Source organism: Pseudomonas iranensis (assembly GCF_014268585.2).
In the GTDB taxonomy this organism is placed as follows: domain Bacteria; phylum Pseudomonadota; class Gammaproteobacteria; order Pseudomonadales; family Pseudomonadaceae; genus Aquipseudomonas; species Aquipseudomonas iranensis.
The window spans coordinates 2,973,850-2,994,931 of record NZ_CP077092.1 but is presented as its reverse complement, the minus strand read 5'-3'; the positions used below and the strand labels follow the sequence as shown (position 1 = coordinate 2,994,931).

Genomic DNA, 21,082 nt, shown 5'->3' with positions numbered 1-21,082 from the left:
AGTTATCCCTGGTTGTCGGCTGTCAGGCTGTGCTGCAACTTGAACAGCTCTGCGTCACCACGAATGCCAAGCTTTTTGAAAGCGGCCTGTTTTTGCCCACTGATGGTTTTGCGACTGCGGGAGAACTTCAAAGCGATCTGAGTCACGCCCATACCCTCGAGACAGCAGCGCAAGACTTCTTTTTCTTTCGGTGAGAGCAAAGGATTACTGAGGAAATCGTCGCTGTGCGCCGCGCCGTCATCACTGACGCCCGACGGTTCTTCGACCGACGCAGGCAGCACGTCAAGCTCGAAGGCCATTGCCGGCGACAGGTACAACTGCCCGGACGCGGCACTGCGGATGGCAGTGATCAGGTCATCGACCGACTGGGATTTGCCAAAGAATCCGCTGACGCCCGCCCCGATCGCCATGTTCACCACTGCCGGACGCTCTTCAGAGGACGAAACGAGAATGCGCATGTCCGGATATTGCTTGCGCAGCAGGCGGATCAGATTGAGCCCGTCCAGCTCTCCATCGTGCAGCTTGTAGTCGAGGATCAGCAGGTCGATGTCGACCTCGCGCAACCCGGCGAGCAACTGCGCGCTGCTGCCGTACACGCCCACCACACTGAACTCGGCTTCACGCGTCAGCCGTGATTTCATCGCCAGACGTATGAGCGAGTGATCATCAAGGATGGCAACGCGTAACGGATTCACGACTGACCAATGCATGAACAGCTCCATGATGAGGAGGGTTGGAGGACCATCAGCACTTGGCAACCGCAGCAAATCCCGGGCATCACCGAAGCATTCAGGTGCATCTGATTGATTTCAGGGCACATCATGAGTGTTTTAAAGGTGCGACGAAATAGGGCTTTGTCCCAAAAGTCAGATTGCCCGCTCACATCAGCGGTCGGATGTGCCTATTGCGCGGCGCCAGGATGACTTCTGACCCTCGAAACGCCAGTCGACCAAATGCGCCCAATTCATCGGGCGAGCATAGAAGAAGCCCTGCCCCCACTGACAACCAAGCCGCGCCAGATGCTGAACCTGATCTGCGGTTTCAATACCCTCTGCCACCACGCGCATGTCCAATTCCCGCGCCAGGGCCAACGCCCCGTGGATGACCGCGCTGTAGCGCGCCTGATGGAAATTCTGCACGAAGCCGGCGTCGAGTTTAATTTCGTTGAACGGCATCTGGCACAGCCGCTCAAGTGAAGAATAGCCGACACCGAAATCATCGATTGCCAGACTGAAGCCGAGCATGCGCAGACGCACCATGTTTTCCATGCTGATCTCGGGCATCTGCAGCAGGCCGGTTTCCGTGAGCTCGAAAATGAGCCCAGCTGGCGAGGCGCCATGGATGCGCAACAGCGCCTTGATCCGGTCGACAAGATTCGGATTGGCCATCTGCGTCACGTCGAGATTGAACGCCAGCTTGAACGGCTTGCCGTGAGACTGGACGAAGCGCTGCAGACTCAAGCCTTGCGTGAGCAGGCTGAAAAACATCTCATCGAGCAACCCGCAGCGCTCGATCGTCGGCAAGAACATGCCAGGTGAAAGCAAACCGCGACTGGGACTCTGCCATCGCACCAGCACCTCGGCGCCATCCACTTCACCACTGCGCAGATGAAATTTGGGCTGGAAGTAGGCGCGAAATTCCTGACGGCGTATCGCTTCGAGCACTTCGTTCTCCGAAGGCTGATCGAGATGACTCTCCACCACTTTGGCATCGATCTGATTGTGCGGCCGGTAGCGAGCCAACAACGGCGCCAGCACATCGACCATCAACGGTTTTCCGACACTGCCAAGCAACTCAAGCCCCTGCAACGTGACGATTCGATCAACCGTGCGCAACAAATCTTCAGGCAGTGAACTGCAGATGATCACTGCACGAATCAAACCGGCCTCTCTCGCCAGGCGCAAGAACGTCAAACCATCCATCCCGGCCATGCTCAAGTCACACAATGCAACGTCCACGCCTCCAGCCTGGGATATCACAGCCAGCGCATCCTTGCCGTCAGCCGCCTGAAAGATATTTTTGTACCCCAGACTATTAAGCGCACTGACTGCCGCCGTGCGCTGAAAGGCGTGATCTTCCAAGACCAATATACGAAGCGTGTTCACAAACCTGGAACCTCTTTCTATCAGTCGTTAATAGCGAAAGTCTGAATAATCTTTCAAGCAGGACGCCCGCTCACAAACTTTGCGTTGACTGAGAATTTCTGCATCCGCGAATACTAGCCAGACAAAGACCGCACGACTTTGAGAATTGTCTCATTTGGTTCGCTGCACCATTACCGCAAATATGAATACGCCACTGCCATATTACTGACTGGCTCGCACCTTTATCGCTTTAAGACAAATCCCAAAGACCCGCCACCACCGCACACCTAATATGGCCTGGCATTTCAATGCAGCACTTCACAATAACTTCGGATATAAACATGAAAAAGTTCGCTTTCGCAGTACTCACTCTTTCCGTACTGGCTGCCTCCACTGGTGCAGTGGCTGAAGAAGCCGCCAAAGCTGTCAAGGGCGGCAGCGGTCAAATCAGCTTCACCGGCGTTATCAATAACGACGCTTGCTCGGTAGATGGCGCCTTGGGTAACGACAAGATGATTGCCGTGGACATGGGCAGCGTGTCGATCAAAGACATGGGCACCGACTCCGCTCCGGGCGCCGGTCGTGTGGCCGCCAACGATTTCAACCTGAAAGTGAACTGCAACGCTGGCACCAAGGTTTCGATGCTGTTCAAACCAACCGTAAACGGCGGTTCGGGCCTGGTTGATGGCAAGAAAGTTCTCAAGCTGCAGGGTGCAGACGCGGCCAAAGGCGTTGGTATCGCACTGCTGGACAGCAATGGCCAGTTGATCGACCTGAGCTCCGAAGCCACTGCCAAAGTGCAGACCAACCTGACTGGCGACGCAACCACAGGCGGTGACGGCACCCTGTCGTTCGCAGCCGCTTACGTCACCACCGGCGACAAGACCACCGCTACTGCCGGTACCGGTAACGCCACTCTGCCGTTCGTTCTCGAATACGAATAAGCAGCCCGCAATACCTGGACGGGGCCGCTGTGCCTCGTCCTTCCCGACCAGATTAATCGGTGAAATCTATGTTAAGTCGCTACTTTCCGCTTTGCCTGGGGCTTGCCGGGGTGTTGATGACGCACTCGGCATTCGCCAGCATCTCCTTGAGCTCCACCCGGATTATCTTCGATGGTGCGCACAAAGAGGCGAATGTCACCGTGCGCAACGGCGGACAAACCATTCTGGCGCAATCGTGGCTGGATGCCGGCGACACGGCTGGCAGCGCACCGCCTTTCGCAGTTACTCCACCACTGGCCAAACTTGAGCCCAATCAACAGCAATTACTGAGGATTCTTTATGAAGGCCGCGGCATGCCTGCGGACAAGGAGTCGGTGGTATGGCTGAACGTGCAGGAAATCCCCCAGGCCAGTGCTGCCGATGTCAACACGCTGCAATTGGCGGTACGTCAGCGTATCAAGGTCTTCTTCCGCCCGGACGGACTCACCGGTGATGCCGCAAAGGCACCGGAGCAACTTGCATGGCAATTGGTCACTCAGGCTGGCAAGTCGGTGCTGAAAGTAAAAAACCAAAGCAACTACCATGTGTCGCTGGCGGATCTGAAAGTCGTTGCAGGAAAAAAAGCGGAGTTGGTAATTGATTCGACAATGATCGTTCCAGGGGAAGTTCGCTCATTCAATCTGAAAGATCTGCCAGCGGGTACTTCGCATTTGAGTTTTTCAGCAATTAACGATTACGGCGCACAACAACGATTCGATGCACCACTAAGCGTTGCCGAAAGCCATGCCGAGCGCGTGAAAGATGCCTCCGCCCAGTAAATCCCCCGCCCCACCCTGCCAACTTACAAGCTATTCACAAGTTCCGGACTCCGGTTGAAGCAACACGGACTGATAAGGCAAATTGCATGTTTTCCTCCCAACACCACACATCTGAAAGTTGTGTTAAGCATCATGTTGCGCGCCAGAAAAACAAAGCGGCGTTGGGCTGCCTGCATCCATTGTGCTTTGCTATCAACATGGCCATTTGCGGATTCGCCGCGGGCGCCGAAGCCCAGGCCGCAGTGGCGAGTGAATCTTTCAATACGCTGTTCCTTGAAGGTTCATCGGCGGTCGATCTGCAACCGTTGCTGAATGCCAACAGCGTCTTGCCAGGCCAATACCGCGTCGACGTGTTCAGCAACGGCACGCTGGTCGGTCGTCGCGACATCGATTTCGCGGCCAACCCGGTCAACGGCAAAGTCGAGCCACGCATCACCCTGGAACTGTTGCAGCAGTTGGGTGTGGACATGCGCAAACTGCGTGAGCAAGGTCTGGTTGACGAGCAACACCCTGCCGATCACTACGACCTGCCTGCGATGATCGAGCAAGCGAGTCTCAATTTCGATGCCAACCGCCTGCGCCTCAATATCAGCGTGCCGCAGGTCGCCATGGCGCGTGGCATGCGCGGCTATGTAGATCCAGAGCTTTGGGACCAAGGTGTGGCCGCCGGGTTCATCAACTACCAGTTGAGCAGCACCCGCAGCAAAACCGATTACGCCACGCAAATCTCCAATAATCTGGGGCTGCGCAACGGCATTAACTTTGGAGCCTGGCGTCTGCGCAACGAGTCCAATCTGAGCAGCTCCACCGGCCGGCCCAATCGTTTTGTCAGCAACCGCACGTTCATCCAGCGCGACCTCACGGCGATCAAGGGGCAACTGAGCGCGGGTGAAATCTTTTCCGACTCGGATCTGTTCGACAGCGTGCGCTACCAAGGCGTCAAGATCGCCTCTGATGAAGGCATGCGTGCAGACAGTGAGCGCGGCTACGCGCCGATTATTCGTGGCGTGGCGGAAACCAATGCGAAGATCGAAGTCCGCCAGGATAACTACATTCTCTACACCACCAATGTACCGCCGGGTCCGTTCGAGATCAGTGATATCTATCCATCGGGCTCCAACGGTGATCTGGAGATCACCATTGTCGAAGCGGATGGTCGGCGCAAGGTCACCCGGCAGGCGTTCTCCGCCCTGCCGACGATGGTGCGTGAGGGGCAACTGAAGTACAGCCTGTCGAGCGGCAAATTCAACAACAACAGCGAGGGTTATGACAAACCAGCCTTTCTCGGCGGCACTTTTGCCTACGGCCTGACCAGCAATCTGACGGGCATTGCCGGCATTCAGGCGAGCAACGGCTTCAAGGCGCTGTCCATCGGTGCGGCGAAGAACACCTCGATTGGCGCGATGTCCCTGGACCTTACGCAATCGTCCAGCAAGGCATTCGGCAAAACCACCCAGGGCAGCAGCGTACGCGCGCTCTATGCAAAGACCTTCACCGGTACCGATACCAGCTTCACCCTCGCCGCCTATCGTTATTCGACCGAGGGTTACCGCACGCTGACCGACCATGTGCAGGACACCAGCGCCGGCGCTACGCGGCGCGCGGGCAATGCCAAGACCCGTACCGACCTCACGGTAAACCAGACCCTTGGCGAAGCGCGCCAGTTCGGCTCGCTGTATTTGAATGCCAGTGACCAGCGCTATTGGGATCGCGGTGGCTCGCGCAGCTTTTCCGCCGGCTACAACAACAATTGGCGCGACCTGAACTACAACATCAGCCTGAGCAAAACCCAGGAATTCGGCGCACGCGGTGACACCACCAACGACACGCAATTAAGCGTTTCAATTTCTTTCCCGCTCGGATCGACACCACGCGCACCGCGTGCCTACGTTTCCAGTAACCATCAGAACGCCGGTACCAGCACGCAAGCCGGGATCAATGGTTATCTGACTGAGGACAGCGACACCTACTACTCCGTGCAGACCGGGCGCAGCGTCCAGGGCGAGCGCTCTGGCTCACTCAGTCTGAGTACCCGTACGTCAATGGGCGATCTGGGCTTTGGCTACAACCGAGGCAGCGGCTATGAGTCGCAGAACCTGAGTGCGGCCGGATCGATCGTGGCTCATGCCGGCGGCATCAATATGGGCCAGACCGTCGGTGAAACGTTCGGCCTGGTCGAAGTGCCCGGCATATCGGGCGTTGAAATCAGCAGCTATTCAGGTGTGAAAACCGGCTTCAACGGCTATGCGGTGCTGCCTAACGCGCAACCGTATCGCGTCAACTGGGTAACCCTGGACACGCGGAACCTGGGCGGTGAGATCGAGCTGGACAACGCCACTCAGCAACTGGTGCCAAGACGCGGTTCGGTGGTTCTTGCACGCTTCGAAGGCAGCAAAGGCAGACGCGTCCAGTTCGAACTGTACGATGCCAACGGCCAGCCGATTCCATTCGGCGCGGTGCTGTTGGATAGCGACGGCAAACAACTGGCATTGTCAGATCCGACGGGCAAGGCCCTGGCGCTGGTGACCAAAGATCACGGTGTCATCACCATCAAGTGGCAGGGCAAAAGCTGCCCCGTGCCATACAAGCTGCCGGAAAAGGTCGAAGGCTTGAACTATGAGCAATACCGGTTGGCTTGCTCTACCAGTGGGAAGTAACTCCATAGCCGGCTTCAAGACTGCCTGTTTGGCTGAGGCAAGGATCACTTCCTGACTATATTGCTTGGTGCCTTGGCGGTATGGTGGTTTGCCGTCCGCCGAGAAATCCCGAATGCCGAAGAAACCACCAGCCAGTAACAACACCGCCAGTGCAGCCGACATCGAACGCGCCATTCTGGCCTTGAACAAAATGGCCGAACGCCTGTGGGGCGACGGGCGTGAAGCCGAGGCCAAGGCGTTGCTCGATGCGCTGGATGCGCTGAACCGCGCCCTCGACCGGATCCGCATCGGGGAAAGTCGCAGGGCCGTCACGCTGCACTGAATCAGACCTGGTAAAACTCGCGATACCACTGCACGAACGCTTGCACGCCCTGCTCGATCGGCACCTGCGGGCTGAAGTCGATGCAGCGTGCCAGCGCCGACACGTCGGCCCAGGTCTTCAGCACGTCACCCTCCTGCATCGGCAAATAACGGCGCTGAGCCTTGATGCCCAGTGCCTGCTCCAGGCATTCGACGAAGCTCATCAGCGCTACTGGACTGCCGCGGCCAATATTGAACAAGCGATTGGTGCCGCGCTCGGCGCTGATTGCGGGCGGTTTGTCGAGCAGTCGGAAAACCGCTTCGACGATGTCATCGATAAAGGTGAAGTCGCGCGCCATTTCGCCTTGGTTGTAGAGGTCGATGGCGCGCCCGTTGAGCATCGCTTCGGTGAATTTGAACAGCGCCATGTCCGGTCGACCCCACGGGCCGTACACGGTAAAGAAGCGCAGGCCGGTGGCCTGCAAGCCGTAGAGATGGCAGTAACTGTGCGCGATCAGTTCGTTGGCGCGTTTGCTCGCGGCGTACAACGAAACCGGTTGATCGACCGGATCGTCTTCTGCAAACGGCATCTTGGTATTGGCGCCATACACCGAACTGCTCGATGCATAGATCAAGTGCTCTGGAGGGTGACGACGGCACGCTTCCAGAACGTTGAGAAACCCGACCAGATTCGACTGCGCATAGGCATCGGGATTGTCCAGCGAGTAGCGCACTCCGGCCTGCGCAGCGAGGTGAATGACCTGTTTGAAGTGGCCGTGCGCGAACAACGCGGTCAACGCAGCCTGGTCGACAATGTCCAGCCGATGGAAAGTGAAGTTGGCCAGCGTTTGCAATCTCTGTACACGCGCCTGTTTAAGTTCGACGTCGTAGTAAGCGTTGAGATTGTCGACACAAACAACCTGAAAACCTTCGCAACATAAACGCATGACCGTGTGGTAACCGATAAAGCCTGCTGCGCCCGTTACCAGAACACTCATGATTACCTCGGCTCACCGGTTTTACTTCAGGGGGATACACACCGTCGAACATTTGCCCGTAAAAGACGGAAACTATTCATAGACGAGCTTAGTTGCCAGGGCCAGCGGCATCCGACGCAAGGTGTTTAATAAACCAACTTCTTACGAACCGAAAGATGTACAGTTGAAACTAATTTGCTATCACCCGCCTCATCTAGCTGGCACGACTTCAATAACTTATAAAAGTTTAAAAAATCCGACGAACAGAATTTGCCCCTGTGAATCAATGACCTACAAAACATGGCCATCATCAGCGGATGAAAGGTAATGTTTTTGACTGTTATCAATTGACAGCTAGCGCAGACTGGCCGATAACTTAGCACTGCCCGATGAGCTCGCGCCGACGCGCACTTTTCTGCTTTCTGGCTACTTATGTAATTGGATCCTGAAGGTCGCAACTGCGAACCGTGCGGTAGCTTTGCTCAAACAAAAGCACGGACTCGTTATAGCCAAGACGGCCACGGATATAACAATAACCGAACCCGATTGATTCATTTTTGAAACACTTCTTCTGCCAATAAACATTGATGCATCTGGCTCGGCACTTTGCCTTGATCAGCCTACTACCTACTAGCAGCATGACGGCTAGTCCCACGTTATCGGCCGCCCTGCTTACACGATCGCTATGTATGGAGTACTCCAGCATGCTAACGGTTTGCCGCAACGGTTCTAACTGGTATTTATTGCAGTGCAAGCCCCGCCAGGATGAACGGGCACAACTCAATCTGCAGCAACAGAACTATTCGACCTTTCGGCCGCAGCTGATGAGCGAGCGAAGTATTCGTGGCAAACGCCAACGAACACTGGAATCGCTGTTCCCCGGCTACGTGTTCATTGAACTGAGCCGAGACGATAACTGGGCACCGATTCGCTCGACCCGCGGTGTCAGCCGCATCGTCGAATTCAACCATGTGCCCGCCCGGGTCGACGAAGACGTGATTGCGCAACTGCGCGAACGCAGCCAGGAGTCGCTCGGTTTTCCTGCCGAACCGACACTCAAGCCCGGCGAACCTCTGCAAATCGTCCAGGGCCCACTGTCCCCGCTCGAAGGCGTGTTCCTGTCCATGCAGGGCGATGAGCGCGTGATGATCCTGCTCAATTTTCTCAACCGCCAACAGCACGTCAGCGTCCCGCTGAGTTACCTCGAACGCCAGCGACAATAGTCCGGATCCGCTTCGCCCTGACCCCGACCCCCTTAATCAGGAGCGTGATCCATGGCTCTGAAGCCTCGCTGTTCCCTGGTTTTAGTCGTCGCCTGCTGTGCCCCCGAAGCTGCCTGGAGCGTTGAGCCGCAAGCGATCAATGTCTACGGCTTCGATTTCACCCCGACCTTTGCCTTGTCGGAAAGCTACGACGACAACTTTCGCGAAGTCGAACACGATGTCGAATCGACCATGGTCACCCGTCTGGCGCCGGCCTTCGAGCTCAAGGCGGAGGACCGCAACAGCGCCACGCGGGTGATCTGGGAACCGACCCGCTACATCTATCACAGCGCCTCGGACGCTTCGAACACCGCCCAGCGCCTGCGCGCCGACAGCATCATGGAGTTCACCGACCGGCACCGGCTGAAGCTTGAAGCCGAGGCACGCAAGTACGAGCGCACCACCTCGACCGCCGTCGACGGCATCAACGACAAGATCGAGAGCCAGCGCGTCGGCGGCGTCTACACCTTCGGCGCGCGCAGTGCGCTGAACCAGATCGACCTCGGCGCCAGTTACGCACAACTGCGCTATGACAACTCCGACGGCATCAACGATGACAAGGAGCGCAACACCAGCAATCTGACCAGCACCTGGTATCACCGCCTCGGCAGCAAAACCCGTGGCTTGCTCGAATACGACCACACCCGCTTCGACTACCTGCAATCGAACAGCCCACGCAGCAGTCGCTCCGACGCAGTGCTGGCCGGTGCCGAGTGGGACATGACGGCGAAAACCACCGGCAAATTGCGCGTCGGTTACGAACGCAAGAACTTCGACCAGAGCGGTTCCGACGATCTGAGCAACCCGACCTGGCAAGTGGATCTGGCGTGGAAGCCGCGCACCTACTCAACCTTTACCTTTCTCGCCCGCCAGGCCATGGCCGAAGGCGACGACGGCTCCGACGCGGTGAAAGCCACCTTCACCCAGATCGGTTGGCGCCACGGCTGGACAGAACGCATCACCAGCGTTGCCGAAGTCGGCATGGGCCATTACGTCTACGAAGGCCAGGACCGTAGCGACGATTTGCAGGACTACAAACTCGGCGTGAATTACGCAATGCGCCGCTGGCTGGACGTCGAAGTCGCCTACCGCCACCGCGATAACGACTCCGATGCCGACAACGAAAGCTTCACCCGCAATGTTTTCCAGATCACGTTCGACGTCAGTCTGTAGGAGGGTTGGGCCATGCACACGCGCCTGATTTTATTGTTGTTGCTGCTCTGGACAGTGCCCACGGTCGAGGCGGCGGACACCGACACCAATTACCGCCTGGCCGCTGGCGATGTCTTGCGCATCATCGTGTTCGGCGAGCCGGAACTGAGCTTCAAGAAGATCCGCCTCAACGATGCCGGCACCTTCTCCTACCCGTTTCTCGGCGAAATCGTCGCCAAGGGCCTGACGCCCAATCAGGTCGAACAAAAAATCGTCGATGGCCTCAGGCAAGGCTATCTGGTCGATCCGAAAGTCAGCCTCAGCCAGATCGAATACCGCCCGTTCTACATCAACGGCGAGGTGCAGAAGCCCGGCAGCTACCCCTTCCAGCCCGGGCTCACTCTGGAAAAAGCCATCGCCCTGGGTGGCGGCCTGACCGAACGCGCCTCAATGAAACGCGTGACGATTTTGCGCGGCAGTGGCGGCCCACCGGTCACCGAGAACATCTCGCGCACCACCGTCATCGCCCCCGGCGACACCATTTCCATTGCACAAGGCTTTTTCTGATCATGGACAACAGCCCAAGCACCTACCTCGAACGTCCGCTCCAGGGCCACTTGCCAACGCAAGCCGCCGATGAGTCGGACACCCTTGATCTGCTGCACCTGTGGCGGGTGATCTGGTCGGCGAAGTGGAACATCGCCTGGCTGGTGCTGCTCAGTTGCGCGCTGGCCGTGGCGGCGCTGTCGTTCATCACGCCGCAGTACGTCGGCAGTGCGACACTGCTGATCAAGGACAAGACGCCGCCGGTGTTGAGTTTTCAGCAAGCCGCCGAATCCGGCGGCGCCACCACCACTGATTACTTGCAGACCCAGCAGGCGTTGCTGCAATCGAGGGAACTGGCCGAGCGCGCCGTGCGCAAACTTGGCCTGACTACCAACCCGATCACCGATCCACGCCAGCAGGCGCAGAGTTGGTTCACCCCGCGCCAATGGCTGGCCGACCTCAATCGTGACCAGTGGCTGCCATGGCTGGATCTGCTGCCGCCGCCGAAGCCGCCAGCGACCGAAGAACAAGTGTTCAACGACGTTACGCAAAACCTGATGCTGCATACCAGCGTCAAGTTTGTTGGCAAAAGTCAGTTGCTGGAAATCGACGTCGAACTGCCCGACCCGACCCTCGCTGCGGCGGTGGCCAACGCCCTCGCCCAAGGTTTCATCGACAGCCAGCAGGACACCAGCCTGAAGTCTTCGCAAAACAACACCAGTTGGATGAACACCCGCCTGTTCGAGTTGCGCGACAACCTGCGCGTCGCCGAAAACAAGTTGCAGGCCTACCGCGAGGAACAGGGTCTGGTCGATGTCGACGGCGTCGCCACCATCAGTGCCAACGAACTGCAGATGACCGGCAACCGCATGATCGACGCGCGCCGCGACCGTGCCGAAGCGGAGAGCCAGTTCCGTCAGGCGCAAGCCTTGAGCAACGGCGACATCAGTCGTTTGTCCAGCGTGCCGGCAGTGCTGAGCAATCCGCTGATTCAGCAGTTCCAGGCCGATCTGGCCAAGGCCCAGGCCAAAGTCGAAGAGTTGTCGGGCCGCTACGGGCCGAAACACCCGGCGCTGATCTCCGCCCGCTCCGAACAACGTACGGCGGCCAACAGCCTGCGCTTGCAAGTGCAGCAAGTGGTTGCCGGTATCGAGCGCCAGTATCAACTGGCAGTGGCCAGCGAAGACGCCCTGCGCAAATCCTTCAACAGCAACAAGGCGCAGATTCAGGACATTTCGCGCAAGGAATTCCAGTTGCGCGAGTTCCAGCGTGAAGTCGACAGCACCCGAGCGCTCTACGAAACCTTCGTCACCCGCCTCAAGGAAACCGCCGCCACCTCGGACATGGACTCAGCCAAGGCGCGCATCGTCGACCCGGCGATCGCACCGCTGGAAGCGAGCAAACCGCGCAAGAACCTGATTCTCGCCATTGTCGCGCTGGTCGCAGCGATCGTCGGCGTCGCCCTCGCCTTCCTCTTCGATACCTTGAGCAACACCTTCAAGACCGACGACACCGTCGAGAGTCTGCTCAATGTGCCGTTGCTCAGTGTCGTGCCGCTGGTGATGAAGAAGAGCCGGCGGCAGCTGGCGCGGCTGTTCGAGGACAACGACCACCCGCGTTTCTGCGAAACCATTCGCAACCTGCGCACCTGGCTGATGCTGCAAAACAACGAACGCCCAGCGCAGGTGGTGCTGGTCACGTCTTCGGTGTCCGGCGAAGGCAAGAGCACCATCGCCAACAATCTCGCTTCGTCGCTGGCGCCGCTGGAACGGGTGCTGCTGATCGATGCCGACATGCGTCAGCCGACGCTGTCGCTGAACTTCGATTTTCCGCCGCAGAGCCCCGGCCTCGCCAACCTCATGGCCGGCAGCGCGCGGCTGGAAGACTGTATCCGCAGCGTCGGCAATCTCGACATGCTCCCGGCCGGCTGCCTGTCGCCATCGGCGCTGGACCCGTTCGAGGCACCGCGTTTGAAAGCCTCGAGCAGTTCAAGCAATGCCGTGGCCCCCGCCCAGGACTTGCTCAGTTCACCGCGCCTCGGTCGGCTGTTGCAGATTCTCAAGTCGCGCTACCGGCACATCATCATCGATTCGCCGCCGGCAGAAATCGTCAGCGACGCACTGTTGCTGGCCCAGCATTCCGATGCGGTGATCTACGTGGTCAAGGCGCAGAGCACGCCGGTCGGCCAGGTGCGCAAAAGCATCGCCGTGTTGCAGCAGAGCCAGGCACCGGTATTCGGCGTGGTGCTCAATCAGGTCGATCTGCGCAAGGCGCGCAAGTACGGCCATGGCCATTCCCGTTCCTTCTACGACTACGACTTCGCCCCGCGCTGATCCTTCGAGCCGTGCCGCCCGGCAACAGCAAATCCTTCCCTGTTCGACGAATCGGAGATCGCGCCGATGACCTCGCAATATTCCGCGCAAATGGCACAGCGTCGCGGCCTCACCTTCTGGGTGCAATGGTTGTGCGCAATGACTTTGGTCAACCTGTTGCTGATCGTGCTGGTGCACTGGCGCATCGGCGAGTTGCCCAGTGAATATCGGCTGCTGATCATCCTCACGGTGCTCGGTTCGATGCCGGTTTACGGCCTGGTGCAGGTCTACCACAAGCGCCATGGTCTGCTGGTCGGACTGGGGCGGTTGCTGGCCGGCTGGCTGATTCTGCTCGGGCTGCTGATGAGCATCGCCTTCGTCACCCAGACCAGCGCGTTGTTCTCGCGGCAAGTGGTGATTGTCTGGGCCGTCGTCGGTTTTCTCGCCCAGGCGGCGACGTTTCTGCCGCTGCATCTGTTCGTGCGCATGTACACCAAAATGATTTGCAACGAGCGCCGCGCGGTGATCATCGGCACCTGCCCGACCGCCCATGAACTGGCACGCAAACTGCTCGACCCGGATCGCGCGCTGCTGCTCGGGTTTGTCGCGGCGAAAGCCGACAGCGGCCCGGCGCCGAGCATCCTGCCGCTGCTCGGTGAGGTCGAGGACATTCGCGAAATCATCACGCGGTTGCAGGCGCGGCGCGTGTACATCGTGCTGCCGATGGCCGAGGCAGCGACCATCGAAGCGCTGTACATCAACCTGCTCGACATGAACGTCGACGTGGTGTGGATTCCGGATCTGGGCAGCATGGTCCTGCTCAATCATTCGATCTCCGAGATCGAGCGGATGCCGGCGATTTACCTCAACGAAAGCCTGCTCACCTCGCATCCCGGCAGCCTGTTCTGCAAGGACCTGTTCGAACGCAGCGTCGCTGCGGTGGCGCTGATTCTGCTCAGCCCGCTGCTGCTCGGCGTGGCCATTGCGGTCAAGCTGACGTCGCCGGGGCCGGTGCTGTTCAAGCAGAACCGCCATGGCTGCGACGGCGAAGTGATCCGCGTGTGGAAATTCCGCTCAATGCGCGTGCACGACGATCAGCAAGTGCGTCAGGCCACCCGCGACGACGACCGCGTCACACCGCTGGGACGCTTTCTGCGACGCAGCTCGATCGATGAGCTGCCGCAGCTATTCAACGTGCTGTTCGGCCACATGGCGCTGGTCGGCCCGCGCCCGCACGCAGTCACTCACAACATCTATTACACCGGCAAGGTGCGCGCCTACATGGCGCGGCATCGGCTCAAGCCTGGCATCACCGGGCTGGCACAGATCACCGGGCATCGCGGCGAAACCGAGACCGTGGAAAAGATGCAGCGCCGGGTCGCCCAGGACCTCAATTACATCAATCAATGGTCGCTGTGGCTGGACATCAAGATCCTGCTGAAGACGCCCTTCACCCTGTTCTCGAAAAACATCTACTGACAGCGGCCAGCGCTCTGGCCCACCCCGCCACGCATGAGGTTTTCCCATGAATGTGAGTGTATTCGGTATCGGTTATGTCGGACTGGTCCAGGGCGCCGCGCTGGCCGAGGTTGGCCACAACGTGCTGTGTGTGGATGTCGACGCGGCCAAGGTGCAAGCCTTGAATGACGGCAGCCTGCCCATCTACGAGCCGGGTCTGAAAAGCCTGGTGCGGGACAATCATCACAGCGGTCGCCTGCAATTCGGCAGTGATCTGGCCGCTGCGGTAAAACACGGCGACGTGTTGCTGATCGCCGTCGGCACGCCGCCGGACGAGGACGGCTCGGCGGATCTCAAACATGTCCTCAGCGTCGCCCGCACCATCGGCGAGCACTTGCGCGGCGAGCAGATCATCGTCGACAAATCCACGGTGCCGGTGGGCACGGCGGACCGGGTGCGCGAATGCATCAGCGCCATCCTCGGCGAAAGCGGCCGTGGTGCACTGACCTTCGATGTGGTTTCCAACCCGGAATTTCTCAAGGAAGGTTGCGCGGTCGACGACTGCATGCGCCCCGACCGGATCATCATCGGCACCGATAGCCCGCGCGCCGAAGCGCTGATGCGTGAGCTGTACGAACCGTTCAATCGCAACCGCGAAAAAATCATCGTCATGGATGTGCGCAGCGCCGAGCTGACCAAGTACGCGGCCAACTGCATGCTCGCGACCAAGATCAGCTTCATGAACGAAATGGCCGGGCTCGCGGAAAAGCTTGGCGCCGACATCGAAATGGTTCGCCACGGCATCGGCTCGGATCCACGCATCGGCTATCAGTTCATCTACCCCGGCATCGGTTATGGCGGCTCCTGTTTCCCCAAGGATGTGCGGGCGCTGATCCACGCCGCCCACGGCGTCGACATCGATGCGCGCCTGCTCCGCGCGGTGGAGTCACGCAACAACGAGCAGAAGAGCACGCTGTTCCACAAGATCGCTGAGCACTTCAACGGCGCGCTGGAAGGCAAAACCTTCGCGTTGTGGGGCCTGAGCTTCAAGCCCAACACCGACGACATGCGCGAAGCCCCCAGCCGCGTGTTGATGGAGGCGTTGTGGCGGGCCGGCGCCAGCGTGCAGGCATTCGACCCGAAAGCCATGGAACAAGCCCAGCAGCTTTACGGCCCGCGCGATGACCTGACGCTGGCCGGGACCAAAGAGGCGGCGCTGAAAAATGCCGACGCGCTGGTGATCGTCACCGAGTGGCAAGCGTTTCGCGCGCCGGACTTCGAACTGCTCGCCCGCCAGTTGAAAAATCCGCTGATCTTCGATGGCCGCAATCTGTTCGATCCGCAACGCCTCAGCGCACGCGGCTTCACCTACATCAGCGTTGGTCGGCCGACCTGCGCCGCCGAAGCACAGGATCTCGCGTCATGATCCGCCTGGAATTGCTCGACCGTTATTCGCCAGCCCTGCTGGACTCCAACCGGGCCTTCTCCTTTCTCAACTTCGCCTCGATCGGCAGTTTCATCCGCCAGCCGCCGCCGTCGCTGGCGTATTTCTGCGACGGCATGCTGATGTCCGGGTTCATGTCGCGCATCACCGGGCGCGCCGTGCAGCGGGTCAGTTTCGATTTCACCTCGATAGCCGACCCGGTGTTGCGCGAGTCCGAGCAGCGCGGCAAACGCGTCTATGTGGTCGGTGCGCGGCAGGCCGAGCTTGATCGTTTCGTGGAAAAGCTCGGCATGCAGTACCCGCACCTGCAACTGGTCGGCGCGCACAACGGTTTCTTCGATGTCGAGCAAGGCGCCGCGCTTCAAGCTGACATCCGCCGGCAGCGGACCAATCTGCTGCTGGTCGGCCTCGGCGCCGGTCTGCAGGAACGCTTTGTCCTCGATGCGCTGCGCGGTGGTTTCAGCGGCGTGGCGTTCACCTGCGGCGGTTTCATTCGTCAGGAGGCCAATGCCAGCGAGCGTTACTACCCCGACGCGATCAACCGTCTGCACCTGCGCGCCTTCTACCGCATGTACCGCGAGCCGCACACGATCAAGCGTTACTTGCTCGACTACCCGAGCAATGCCCTGCGCCTGACCGAATTGATTCTGCGCCAGCAAGTGGCAATCAATGTCACTGCCCCATGAGGATTGTGCCGATGCATATTCTGTTCACGCTCAAGGATTATCAGACTGGCGGCGGCGTCGAGTGCGTGCAGCAACGCCTCGCCGAGCAGTTTCTGGCGGACGGTCGGCGGGTGAGTTTCTTCGTCATGAACGGCGATTCGCCCAACGTCGACGGCGCGCCGAGCATGGCCGGTGGCGGTAGTGGGCTCGCGGGCTGGCTGAAATCGATCGTGCTGCTGCGCCGGCTGATTCGCCGTGAGGGCGTGACGCATCTGATTGGCGCCAAGGAGCAGGCCAACCTCTGCACCTGGTTCGCCACGCTGGGCACTTCCTGCAAAGTCATTTACACCCGCCACGCCGCGCTGGATTGTGCCGAGCAGAACACCGGGCGCGCCAGCCTGCGGCTGTTGTACGCGCTGTACCTGTGCGGCAGCGGCAAGGTGGTCGCGGTGTCCCACGGTCTGCGCCAGTCGCTTGCCGGGTTGATGCCTTGGGGCCAACCGCGCATTCGTTATTGCCCGAACGCAGTGATCAGCGAACAACTGATGCGTGCGGCACAAGCGCCGTTGCCCGGTGGTGTGCCCCATCATTACTGGCTGGGCATCGGCCGATTGGTGCACACCAAAGGCTTCGATTTGCTGCTCGACGCCTACGCGCTGGCGGCGCAACAACGCCCGCTGCCGTATCTGGTGATTGCCGGCGACGGCCCGTTGCGCGCAGCGCTTGAAGCGCAGGCGCAACGGCTGGGCATCGAACGTCTGGTGCATTTCACCGGGCATCTGCGCAATCCCTATCCGCTGATCCGCCATTCGCAACTGTTGGTGCTCAGCTCTTTGCACGAAGGCTTGCCGACGGTGCTGGTCGAGGCGCTGGCGCTGGGCACACCGGTGATCTCCACCGACTGCGGCAGCGGGCCGCGCGAGTTGCTCGATGATGGGCGCCTCGGGCGTTTGGTCAAGGTCAATGATGTGCCGGCCCTGACCGAGGCAATGCTCGACAGTCTGGCCAACCGCGAACCGGCAGCTCCAGCCCGACATTCAGTCAGCGAAGCGATCCTGCCCTATACCAGCCAGTACGCCGCCCAGGCCTATTACCAGGTGTGGAACCGATGAAAAAGCTGCTGATCATCCTCCAGGACCTCGGCGCCGGTGGCGCGGAGAAAATGATGGTGCGCCTCGCCGGCGCCTTGGTTGAGGCCGGCAATGAAGTCACGCTGCTGATGCTCACCGGTGCCGGCATCAATCAGCCGGCGCTCGATCCTCGGGTCAGGCAAGTGTTGCTCGACAGCCCGCGCAGTGCCGCCGCCGTGCCCGCGCTGATGCGCTTTTTGCGCAGCAATCGCTACGACGCGCAACTGGCGGTGCTCACTCATGTCAACGTCGTGGCGATTGCCGCCGCCGCGCTGTCCGGGACGCTGGCGCGGCTGCATGTCAGCGAGCGCAATGCCTTTTCGCGGGACAAGCATGTCAACCCGGCCCTGTCGGTCAAGCTCGCCTACTGGCTGGCGCCGTGGCTGTACCGGCTGATTCCCAACCCGGTGATCTGCGTGTCGCAAGGCGTCGCCGAAGATCTGGTCGACACCACCATCACCCGCCCGCGCGATGTGACGACCGCTGACAACCCGGTGCTCGACAACGATTTTCGCGACAAACCCGCCGCCGCGCCCAGCCATCCCTGGCTGAAGGACAAAACCACTCCGGTGATCGTCGCTGTAGGACGCCTGGCGCAACAAAAAGGCTTCGACACCCTGATCGACGCCTTCGCCCGCCTGCCGCAAGGTGATGCGCGGCTGATCATCTTCGGCGAAGGCGCCTTGCGCGGCGAACTGCTGGCCCAGGCGACAGCGCTCGGCGTTGCACAGCGTTGCGATCTGCCGGGCTACGCCAGTGATCCAATCGCCGAGATCGCTCGGGCCGATTGCTTTGTTTTGTCATCACGTTTCGAAGGCAGCCCCAACGCCCTGGTCGAAGCCCTGTCGACCGGCACGCCGGTGGTAGCGACCCGCTGCCCGTATGGCCCGCAGGAAATTCTCGCCGATGGTGCGGTCGCGCCCTTGGTCGAGGTTGACGATCCGGCCGCGCTCGCCGCCGCGATCAGCCAACAACTGGCGACGCCGCGAGCCGTGCATCGCCAGCGCCGCATTGATGCTGCCGCGCGCTTTGTCAATGCTCGCGCGGTGCAGACCTACCTCAAGGCGTTACTCGGGAGGCGCTGAGATGAACCGCCTGCAAGTGCGTTATTCGACGCTGGCCGACGCCTTCACCCTGTTCGGTGTGCTGTTCTATACGCAAGTGATCGGCTTCTTTTTGCGCCTGGGCAATGTGAGCACGCTGGACGATGCCCAGCAGGACCTGGAAGGCAATCTGGCCAATCAGGTCTGCGGCTTGCTGACCTTACTGGTGCCGCTGTTTTTCTTCATCCGGCACAAGGTGTTCCTCAGCAAGAGCTTCTACCGGCAGAACCTGTTTCTGCTGCTGTTTCTGGGCTGCGTGGCGGCGTCGATCAGTTGGTCGAGCGAGCCGATCCTCAGCTTCAAGCGTTTCGTCGCGCTGCTCAGTGTGGTGTTCTTCGCCGGTTTCATTGCCTGGCGCTACAGCCTGGAACGCATTGCGTTTCTGTTCGGCTGTGTGATCGGTGCGGCGGCGTTGGTCGGCTTGATCTTCGCCCTGATTCGCCCGGACATCGCCTTTATTTCCGGCGGCATCCGTGACGGTGCGTTTCGCGGGGTGTTCGCGGAAAAGAATGCCGGTGCACGCCTGAACGCTATTGCGATCCTGTTGCTGCTGCCGATGATCCGCCAGCGCAACCCAATGGCCATGCTCTACGGCCTGTTCGCGCTAATTGCCATTGGCCTGGCGCAGTCAGCCACGGCGATTGCGCTGATCGTCGCCGGCACCGCCAGTTACGCCTACTTCATCACGCTGATCCGCTTGCGCATCAACCGCTCACTGTTGGCGTTCACGGCGGCGACGCTGGTGTTCTTCCTTCTGTGTGGCGTGCTCTACGCCAACTACGCGATGCTGCTGGAACTGGTTGGCCGTGACCCGTCGCTGACCGACCGCACGCTGATCTGGGAACTGTTGCAACCGCTGATCGATGCGCAATTTCTCAAGGGCTACGGTTTCGGCGCGTTCTGGGCCAGTGCCGATGCCGATGCGTTCATCACGCGCTGGGGTTACATAGGCAATGCCCACAGCGGCTACGTCGAAACCCTGCTCAACGGCGGTTTGATCCAGTTGATCGCCCTGCTGCTGATGTTTGCCCAGACTCTGAGCAAGCGCTATCGCGCAATCACGGCGGATCAGTCGGCGCGCTATCAGGCCTGTGCGCTGGTGATCATCGGCCTGTTCGTCGTTACCAATTACGTCGCCTATGTGATTCCCAACTACCGCTCGGGCGAGTTCCTGATTTTCTGTGTGCTCAGCCTGACTTTCCGCCATCACCTCGTCGCCCGTCCGCAGCCGCTGCCAGCGGCGAATGCTCGGCCAATGCGCGGCACTTTCCGGGAGCAACGCCCGTGCTGAATGATCCCTCCGCCGTCACCGTGTGCGTGGTGATTCCGCTGTACAACGCCGCCGCCAGCATCCAACGCACACTCGACTCGGTGTGCGCACAGACCCGCCTGCCGGACAAAGTCATTGTCGTCGATGACGGTTCCAGCGATGCCGGGCCGGAGATCGTCAAGCACTACGCCGCGCCCTTGCCCATCGTCCTGTTACAGCAGCCCAACCAAGGCCCGGCGAGTGCGCGCAATCGCGGCGTGTTCAGCGCCGAAGAAACCTTTATCGCCTTCCTCGATGCCGATGACCGCTGGCATCCGGAGAAACTGCAAAAACAACTGGCGCTGCACGCGGAGTTGACCCGACAGGGACGCAAAGTCGGTTTGATCGATTGCTTTCAGATGAGCGAATTCAGCGACGGCAAACGCCAATTGGAAGATCGCTGCAAACACGGCGAGCACTTTGCCGATTTCATGCGCGAGAACATCATCAACGGCACCTCCGGCGTACTCGCCCTGCGCGAGATCATCGTCGCCATTGGCGGCTTCGATCAGAGCCTGCGCTTTGCCGAGGATCGCCTGCTGTGGACGCGCATCGCCGAAATCAGCGAGATCCACAGCGTGCCGCAGATCCTCCACTGGCGCGCCGTCAACGCCGCCAACATCACCGCGCAACCGCACAAGTATTACCCGCACAAGCTGCGCTTCATCCAGCTTTATCTGGCGCGTTACGGCACGCGGCTGAACAAACAGCAACGGATCTATTTCGTCCTCGCCAACCACGCCGAATTTCTCAATGCGTTTTCCCGGCGCGGCGATCATCGCCGGGTCATCGAGGTGTTCCGGCAGATGCTCGGGCATTCGTGGCAGACGCTGTTTTTCTTCCAGGGCAAACCGACCCTGCGCTACCTCTACGCCTGCTTTAAAAGCCTGGGCAACAGCCGCTGAATTTCAGGGATCGCGC

At 59.8% G+C, this 21,082-nt stretch carries 18 protein-coding genes; 15 read left to right on the top strand and 3 right to left on the bottom strand.

Annotation, left to right across the window (positions count from 1 at the left end; genetic code table 11):
• Window positions 1-2 precede the first annotated feature (2 nt).
• Together HU724_RS13400 and HU724_RS13395 are read right to left on the bottom strand one after the other, a co-directional pair.
• Window positions 3-710, bottom strand: coding sequence for a response regulator transcription factor (locus HU724_RS13400; RefSeq protein ID WP_110599491.1), 708 nt, complete (start codon window positions 708-710; stop codon window positions 3-5).
• Between the two features lie 174 nt (window positions 711-884).
• Entirely contained in the window at window positions 885-2,105 is a 1,221-nt protein-coding gene (locus tag HU724_RS13395; RefSeq protein ID WP_130909797.1) for an EAL domain-containing response regulator, read from the bottom strand.
• Window positions 2,106-2,425: 320 nt separating this feature from the next.
• Here HU724_RS13395 and HU724_RS13390 point away from each other — a divergent pair, with 320 nt between their 5' ends.
• The 4 genes from HU724_RS13390 (at window position 2,426) to HU724_RS13375 (ending at window position 6,825) form a co-directional block, all read left to right on the top strand.
• The gene (locus tag HU724_RS13390) at window positions 2,426-3,028 is read left to right on the top strand and encodes a fimbrial protein (protein ID WP_101159472.1); all 603 of its coding nucleotides are present in this window, start codon (window positions 2,426-2,428) and stop codon (window positions 3,026-3,028) included.
• A gap of 68 nt (window positions 3,029-3,096) precedes the next feature.
• Window positions 3,097-3,846 carry a fimbrial biogenesis chaperone gene (locus HU724_RS13385; protein WP_041478776.1) on the top strand — a complete coding sequence of 250 codons (750 nt, stop codon included), beginning with the start codon at window positions 3,097-3,099 and terminating at the stop codon, window positions 3,844-3,846.
• A gap of 197 nt (window positions 3,847-4,043) precedes the next feature.
• Window positions 4,044-6,503 (top strand): fimbria/pilus outer membrane usher protein, encoded by a 2,460-nt coding sequence (locus HU724_RS13380; protein WP_225927687.1) that lies wholly within the window; start codon window positions 4,044-4,046, stop codon window positions 6,501-6,503.
• A 112-nt stretch (window positions 6,504-6,615) separates the two neighbouring features.
• Window positions 6,616-6,825 carry a hypothetical protein gene (locus HU724_RS13375; protein WP_039760340.1) on the top strand — a complete coding sequence of 70 codons (210 nt, stop codon included), beginning with the start codon at window positions 6,616-6,618 and terminating at the stop codon, window positions 6,823-6,825.
• Between the two features lies 1 nt (window position 6,826).
• Here HU724_RS13375 and HU724_RS13370 read toward each other — a convergent pair whose 3' ends face one another.
• Complete coding sequence (locus tag HU724_RS13370; protein WP_186567081.1) at window positions 6,827-7,801, bottom strand: SDR family NAD(P)-dependent oxidoreductase; 975 nt, start codon at window positions 7,799-7,801, stop codon at window positions 6,827-6,829.
• A gap of 683 nt (window positions 7,802-8,484) precedes the next feature.
• Here HU724_RS13370 and rfaH point away from each other — a divergent pair.
• From rfaH to HU724_RS13315, 11 genes are all read left to right on the top strand, one after another.
• Window positions 8,485-9,003, top strand: coding sequence for a transcription/translation regulatory transformer protein RfaH (gene rfaH / locus HU724_RS13365; RefSeq protein WP_110599474.1), 519 nt, complete (start codon window positions 8,485-8,487; stop codon window positions 9,001-9,003).
• A gap of 51 nt (window positions 9,004-9,054) precedes the next feature.
• Entirely contained in the window at window positions 9,055-10,215 is a 1,161-nt protein-coding gene (locus HU724_RS13360) for an outer membrane beta-barrel protein (RefSeq protein WP_122699309.1), read from the top strand.
• Window positions 10,216-10,227: 12 nt separating this feature from the next.
• Entirely contained in the window at window positions 10,228-10,761 is a 534-nt protein-coding gene (locus HU724_RS13355) for a polysaccharide biosynthesis/export family protein (protein ID WP_071172312.1), read from the top strand.
• A gap of 2 nt (window positions 10,762-10,763) precedes the next feature.
• Window positions 10,764-13,073, top strand: a complete 2,310-nt coding sequence (locus HU724_RS13350; protein ID WP_186567083.1) for a GumC family protein — start codon at window positions 10,764-10,766, stop codon at window positions 13,071-13,073.
• A gap of 66 nt (window positions 13,074-13,139) precedes the next feature.
• Window positions 13,140-14,531: an undecaprenyl-phosphate glucose phosphotransferase gene (locus HU724_RS13345; protein WP_186567085.1), complete on the top strand. Its 1,392-nt coding sequence runs from the start codon at window positions 13,140-13,142 to the stop codon at window positions 14,529-14,531.
• A 46-nt stretch (window positions 14,532-14,577) separates the two neighbouring features.
• A complete protein-coding gene (locus tag HU724_RS13340; protein WP_024012818.1) occupies window positions 14,578-15,936 on the top strand; it encodes a UDP-glucose dehydrogenase family protein in 1,359 nt (452 codons plus the stop codon).
• Window positions 15,933-16,640: a WecB/TagA/CpsF family glycosyltransferase gene (locus tag HU724_RS13335; RefSeq protein ID WP_110599466.1), complete on the top strand. Its 708-nt coding sequence runs from the start codon at window positions 15,933-15,935 to the stop codon at window positions 16,638-16,640. Before HU724_RS13340 ends, HU724_RS13335 begins: the two co-directional genes overlap by 4 nt.
• A gap of 11 nt (window positions 16,641-16,651) precedes the next feature.
• Window positions 16,652-17,731, top strand: coding sequence for a glycosyltransferase (locus tag HU724_RS13330; RefSeq protein WP_186567087.1), 1,080 nt, complete (start codon window positions 16,652-16,654; stop codon window positions 17,729-17,731).
• The gene (locus tag HU724_RS13325) at window positions 17,728-18,834 is read left to right on the top strand and encodes a glycosyltransferase (protein WP_186567089.1); all 1,107 of its coding nucleotides are present in this window, start codon (window positions 17,728-17,730) and stop codon (window positions 18,832-18,834) included. The genes HU724_RS13330 and HU724_RS13325 overlap by 4 nt, the downstream gene beginning before the upstream one ends.
• A gap of 1 nt (window position 18,835) precedes the next feature.
• The gene (locus HU724_RS13320) at window positions 18,836-20,143 is read left to right on the top strand and encodes an O-antigen ligase family protein (protein ID WP_186567091.1); all 1,308 of its coding nucleotides are present in this window, start codon (window positions 18,836-18,838) and stop codon (window positions 20,141-20,143) included.
• Window positions 20,137-21,066: a glycosyltransferase family 2 protein gene (locus HU724_RS13315; protein ID WP_186567093.1), complete on the top strand. Its 930-nt coding sequence runs from the start codon at window positions 20,137-20,139 to the stop codon at window positions 21,064-21,066. Before HU724_RS13320 ends, HU724_RS13315 begins: the two co-directional genes overlap by 7 nt.
• The last annotated feature ends 16 nt before the right edge of the window (window positions 21,067-21,082 follow it).

Bases quoted from the DNA above. Each gene is read 5' to 3' on its own strand.
- HU724_RS13400 (WP_110599491.1), bottom strand. From the start codon at position 710: ATGCATTGGTCAGTCGTGAATCCGTTACGCGTTGCCATCCTTGATGAT.
- HU724_RS13390 (WP_101159472.1), top strand. From the start codon at position 2,426: ATGAAAAAGTTCGCTTTCGCAGTACTCACTCTTTCCGTACTGGCTGCC.
- HU724_RS13385 (WP_041478776.1), top strand. From the start codon at position 3,097: ATGTTAAGTCGCTACTTTCCGCTTTGCCTGGGGCTTGCCGGGGTGTTG.
- HU724_RS13380 (WP_225927687.1), top strand. From the start codon at position 4,044: ATGGCCATTTGCGGATTCGCCGCGGGCGCCGAAGCCCAGGCCGCAGTG.
- HU724_RS13375 (WP_039760340.1), top strand. From the start codon at position 6,616: ATGCCGAAGAAACCACCAGCCAGTAACAACACCGCCAGTGCAGCCGAC.
- HU724_RS13370 (WP_186567081.1), bottom strand. From the start codon at position 7,801: ATGAGTGTTCTGGTAACGGGCGCAGCAGGCTTTATCGGTTACCACACG.
- rfaH (WP_110599474.1), top strand. From the start codon at position 8,485: ATGCTAACGGTTTGCCGCAACGGTTCTAACTGGTATTTATTGCAGTGC.
- HU724_RS13360 (WP_122699309.1), top strand. From the start codon at position 9,055: ATGGCTCTGAAGCCTCGCTGTTCCCTGGTTTTAGTCGTCGCCTGCTGT.
- HU724_RS13355 (WP_071172312.1), top strand. From the start codon at position 10,228: ATGCACACGCGCCTGATTTTATTGTTGTTGCTGCTCTGGACAGTGCCC.
- HU724_RS13350 (WP_186567083.1), top strand. From the start codon at position 10,764: ATGGACAACAGCCCAAGCACCTACCTCGAACGTCCGCTCCAGGGCCAC.
- HU724_RS13345 (WP_186567085.1), top strand. From the start codon at position 13,140: ATGACCTCGCAATATTCCGCGCAAATGGCACAGCGTCGCGGCCTCACC.
- HU724_RS13340 (WP_024012818.1), top strand. From the start codon at position 14,578: ATGAATGTGAGTGTATTCGGTATCGGTTATGTCGGACTGGTCCAGGGC.
- HU724_RS13335 (WP_110599466.1), top strand. From the start codon at position 15,933: ATGATCCGCCTGGAATTGCTCGACCGTTATTCGCCAGCCCTGCTGGAC.
- HU724_RS13330 (WP_186567087.1), top strand. From the start codon at position 16,652: ATGCATATTCTGTTCACGCTCAAGGATTATCAGACTGGCGGCGGCGTC.
- HU724_RS13325 (WP_186567089.1), top strand. From the start codon at position 17,728: ATGAAAAAGCTGCTGATCATCCTCCAGGACCTCGGCGCCGGTGGCGCG.
- HU724_RS13320 (WP_186567091.1), top strand. From the start codon at position 18,836: ATGAACCGCCTGCAAGTGCGTTATTCGACGCTGGCCGACGCCTTCACC.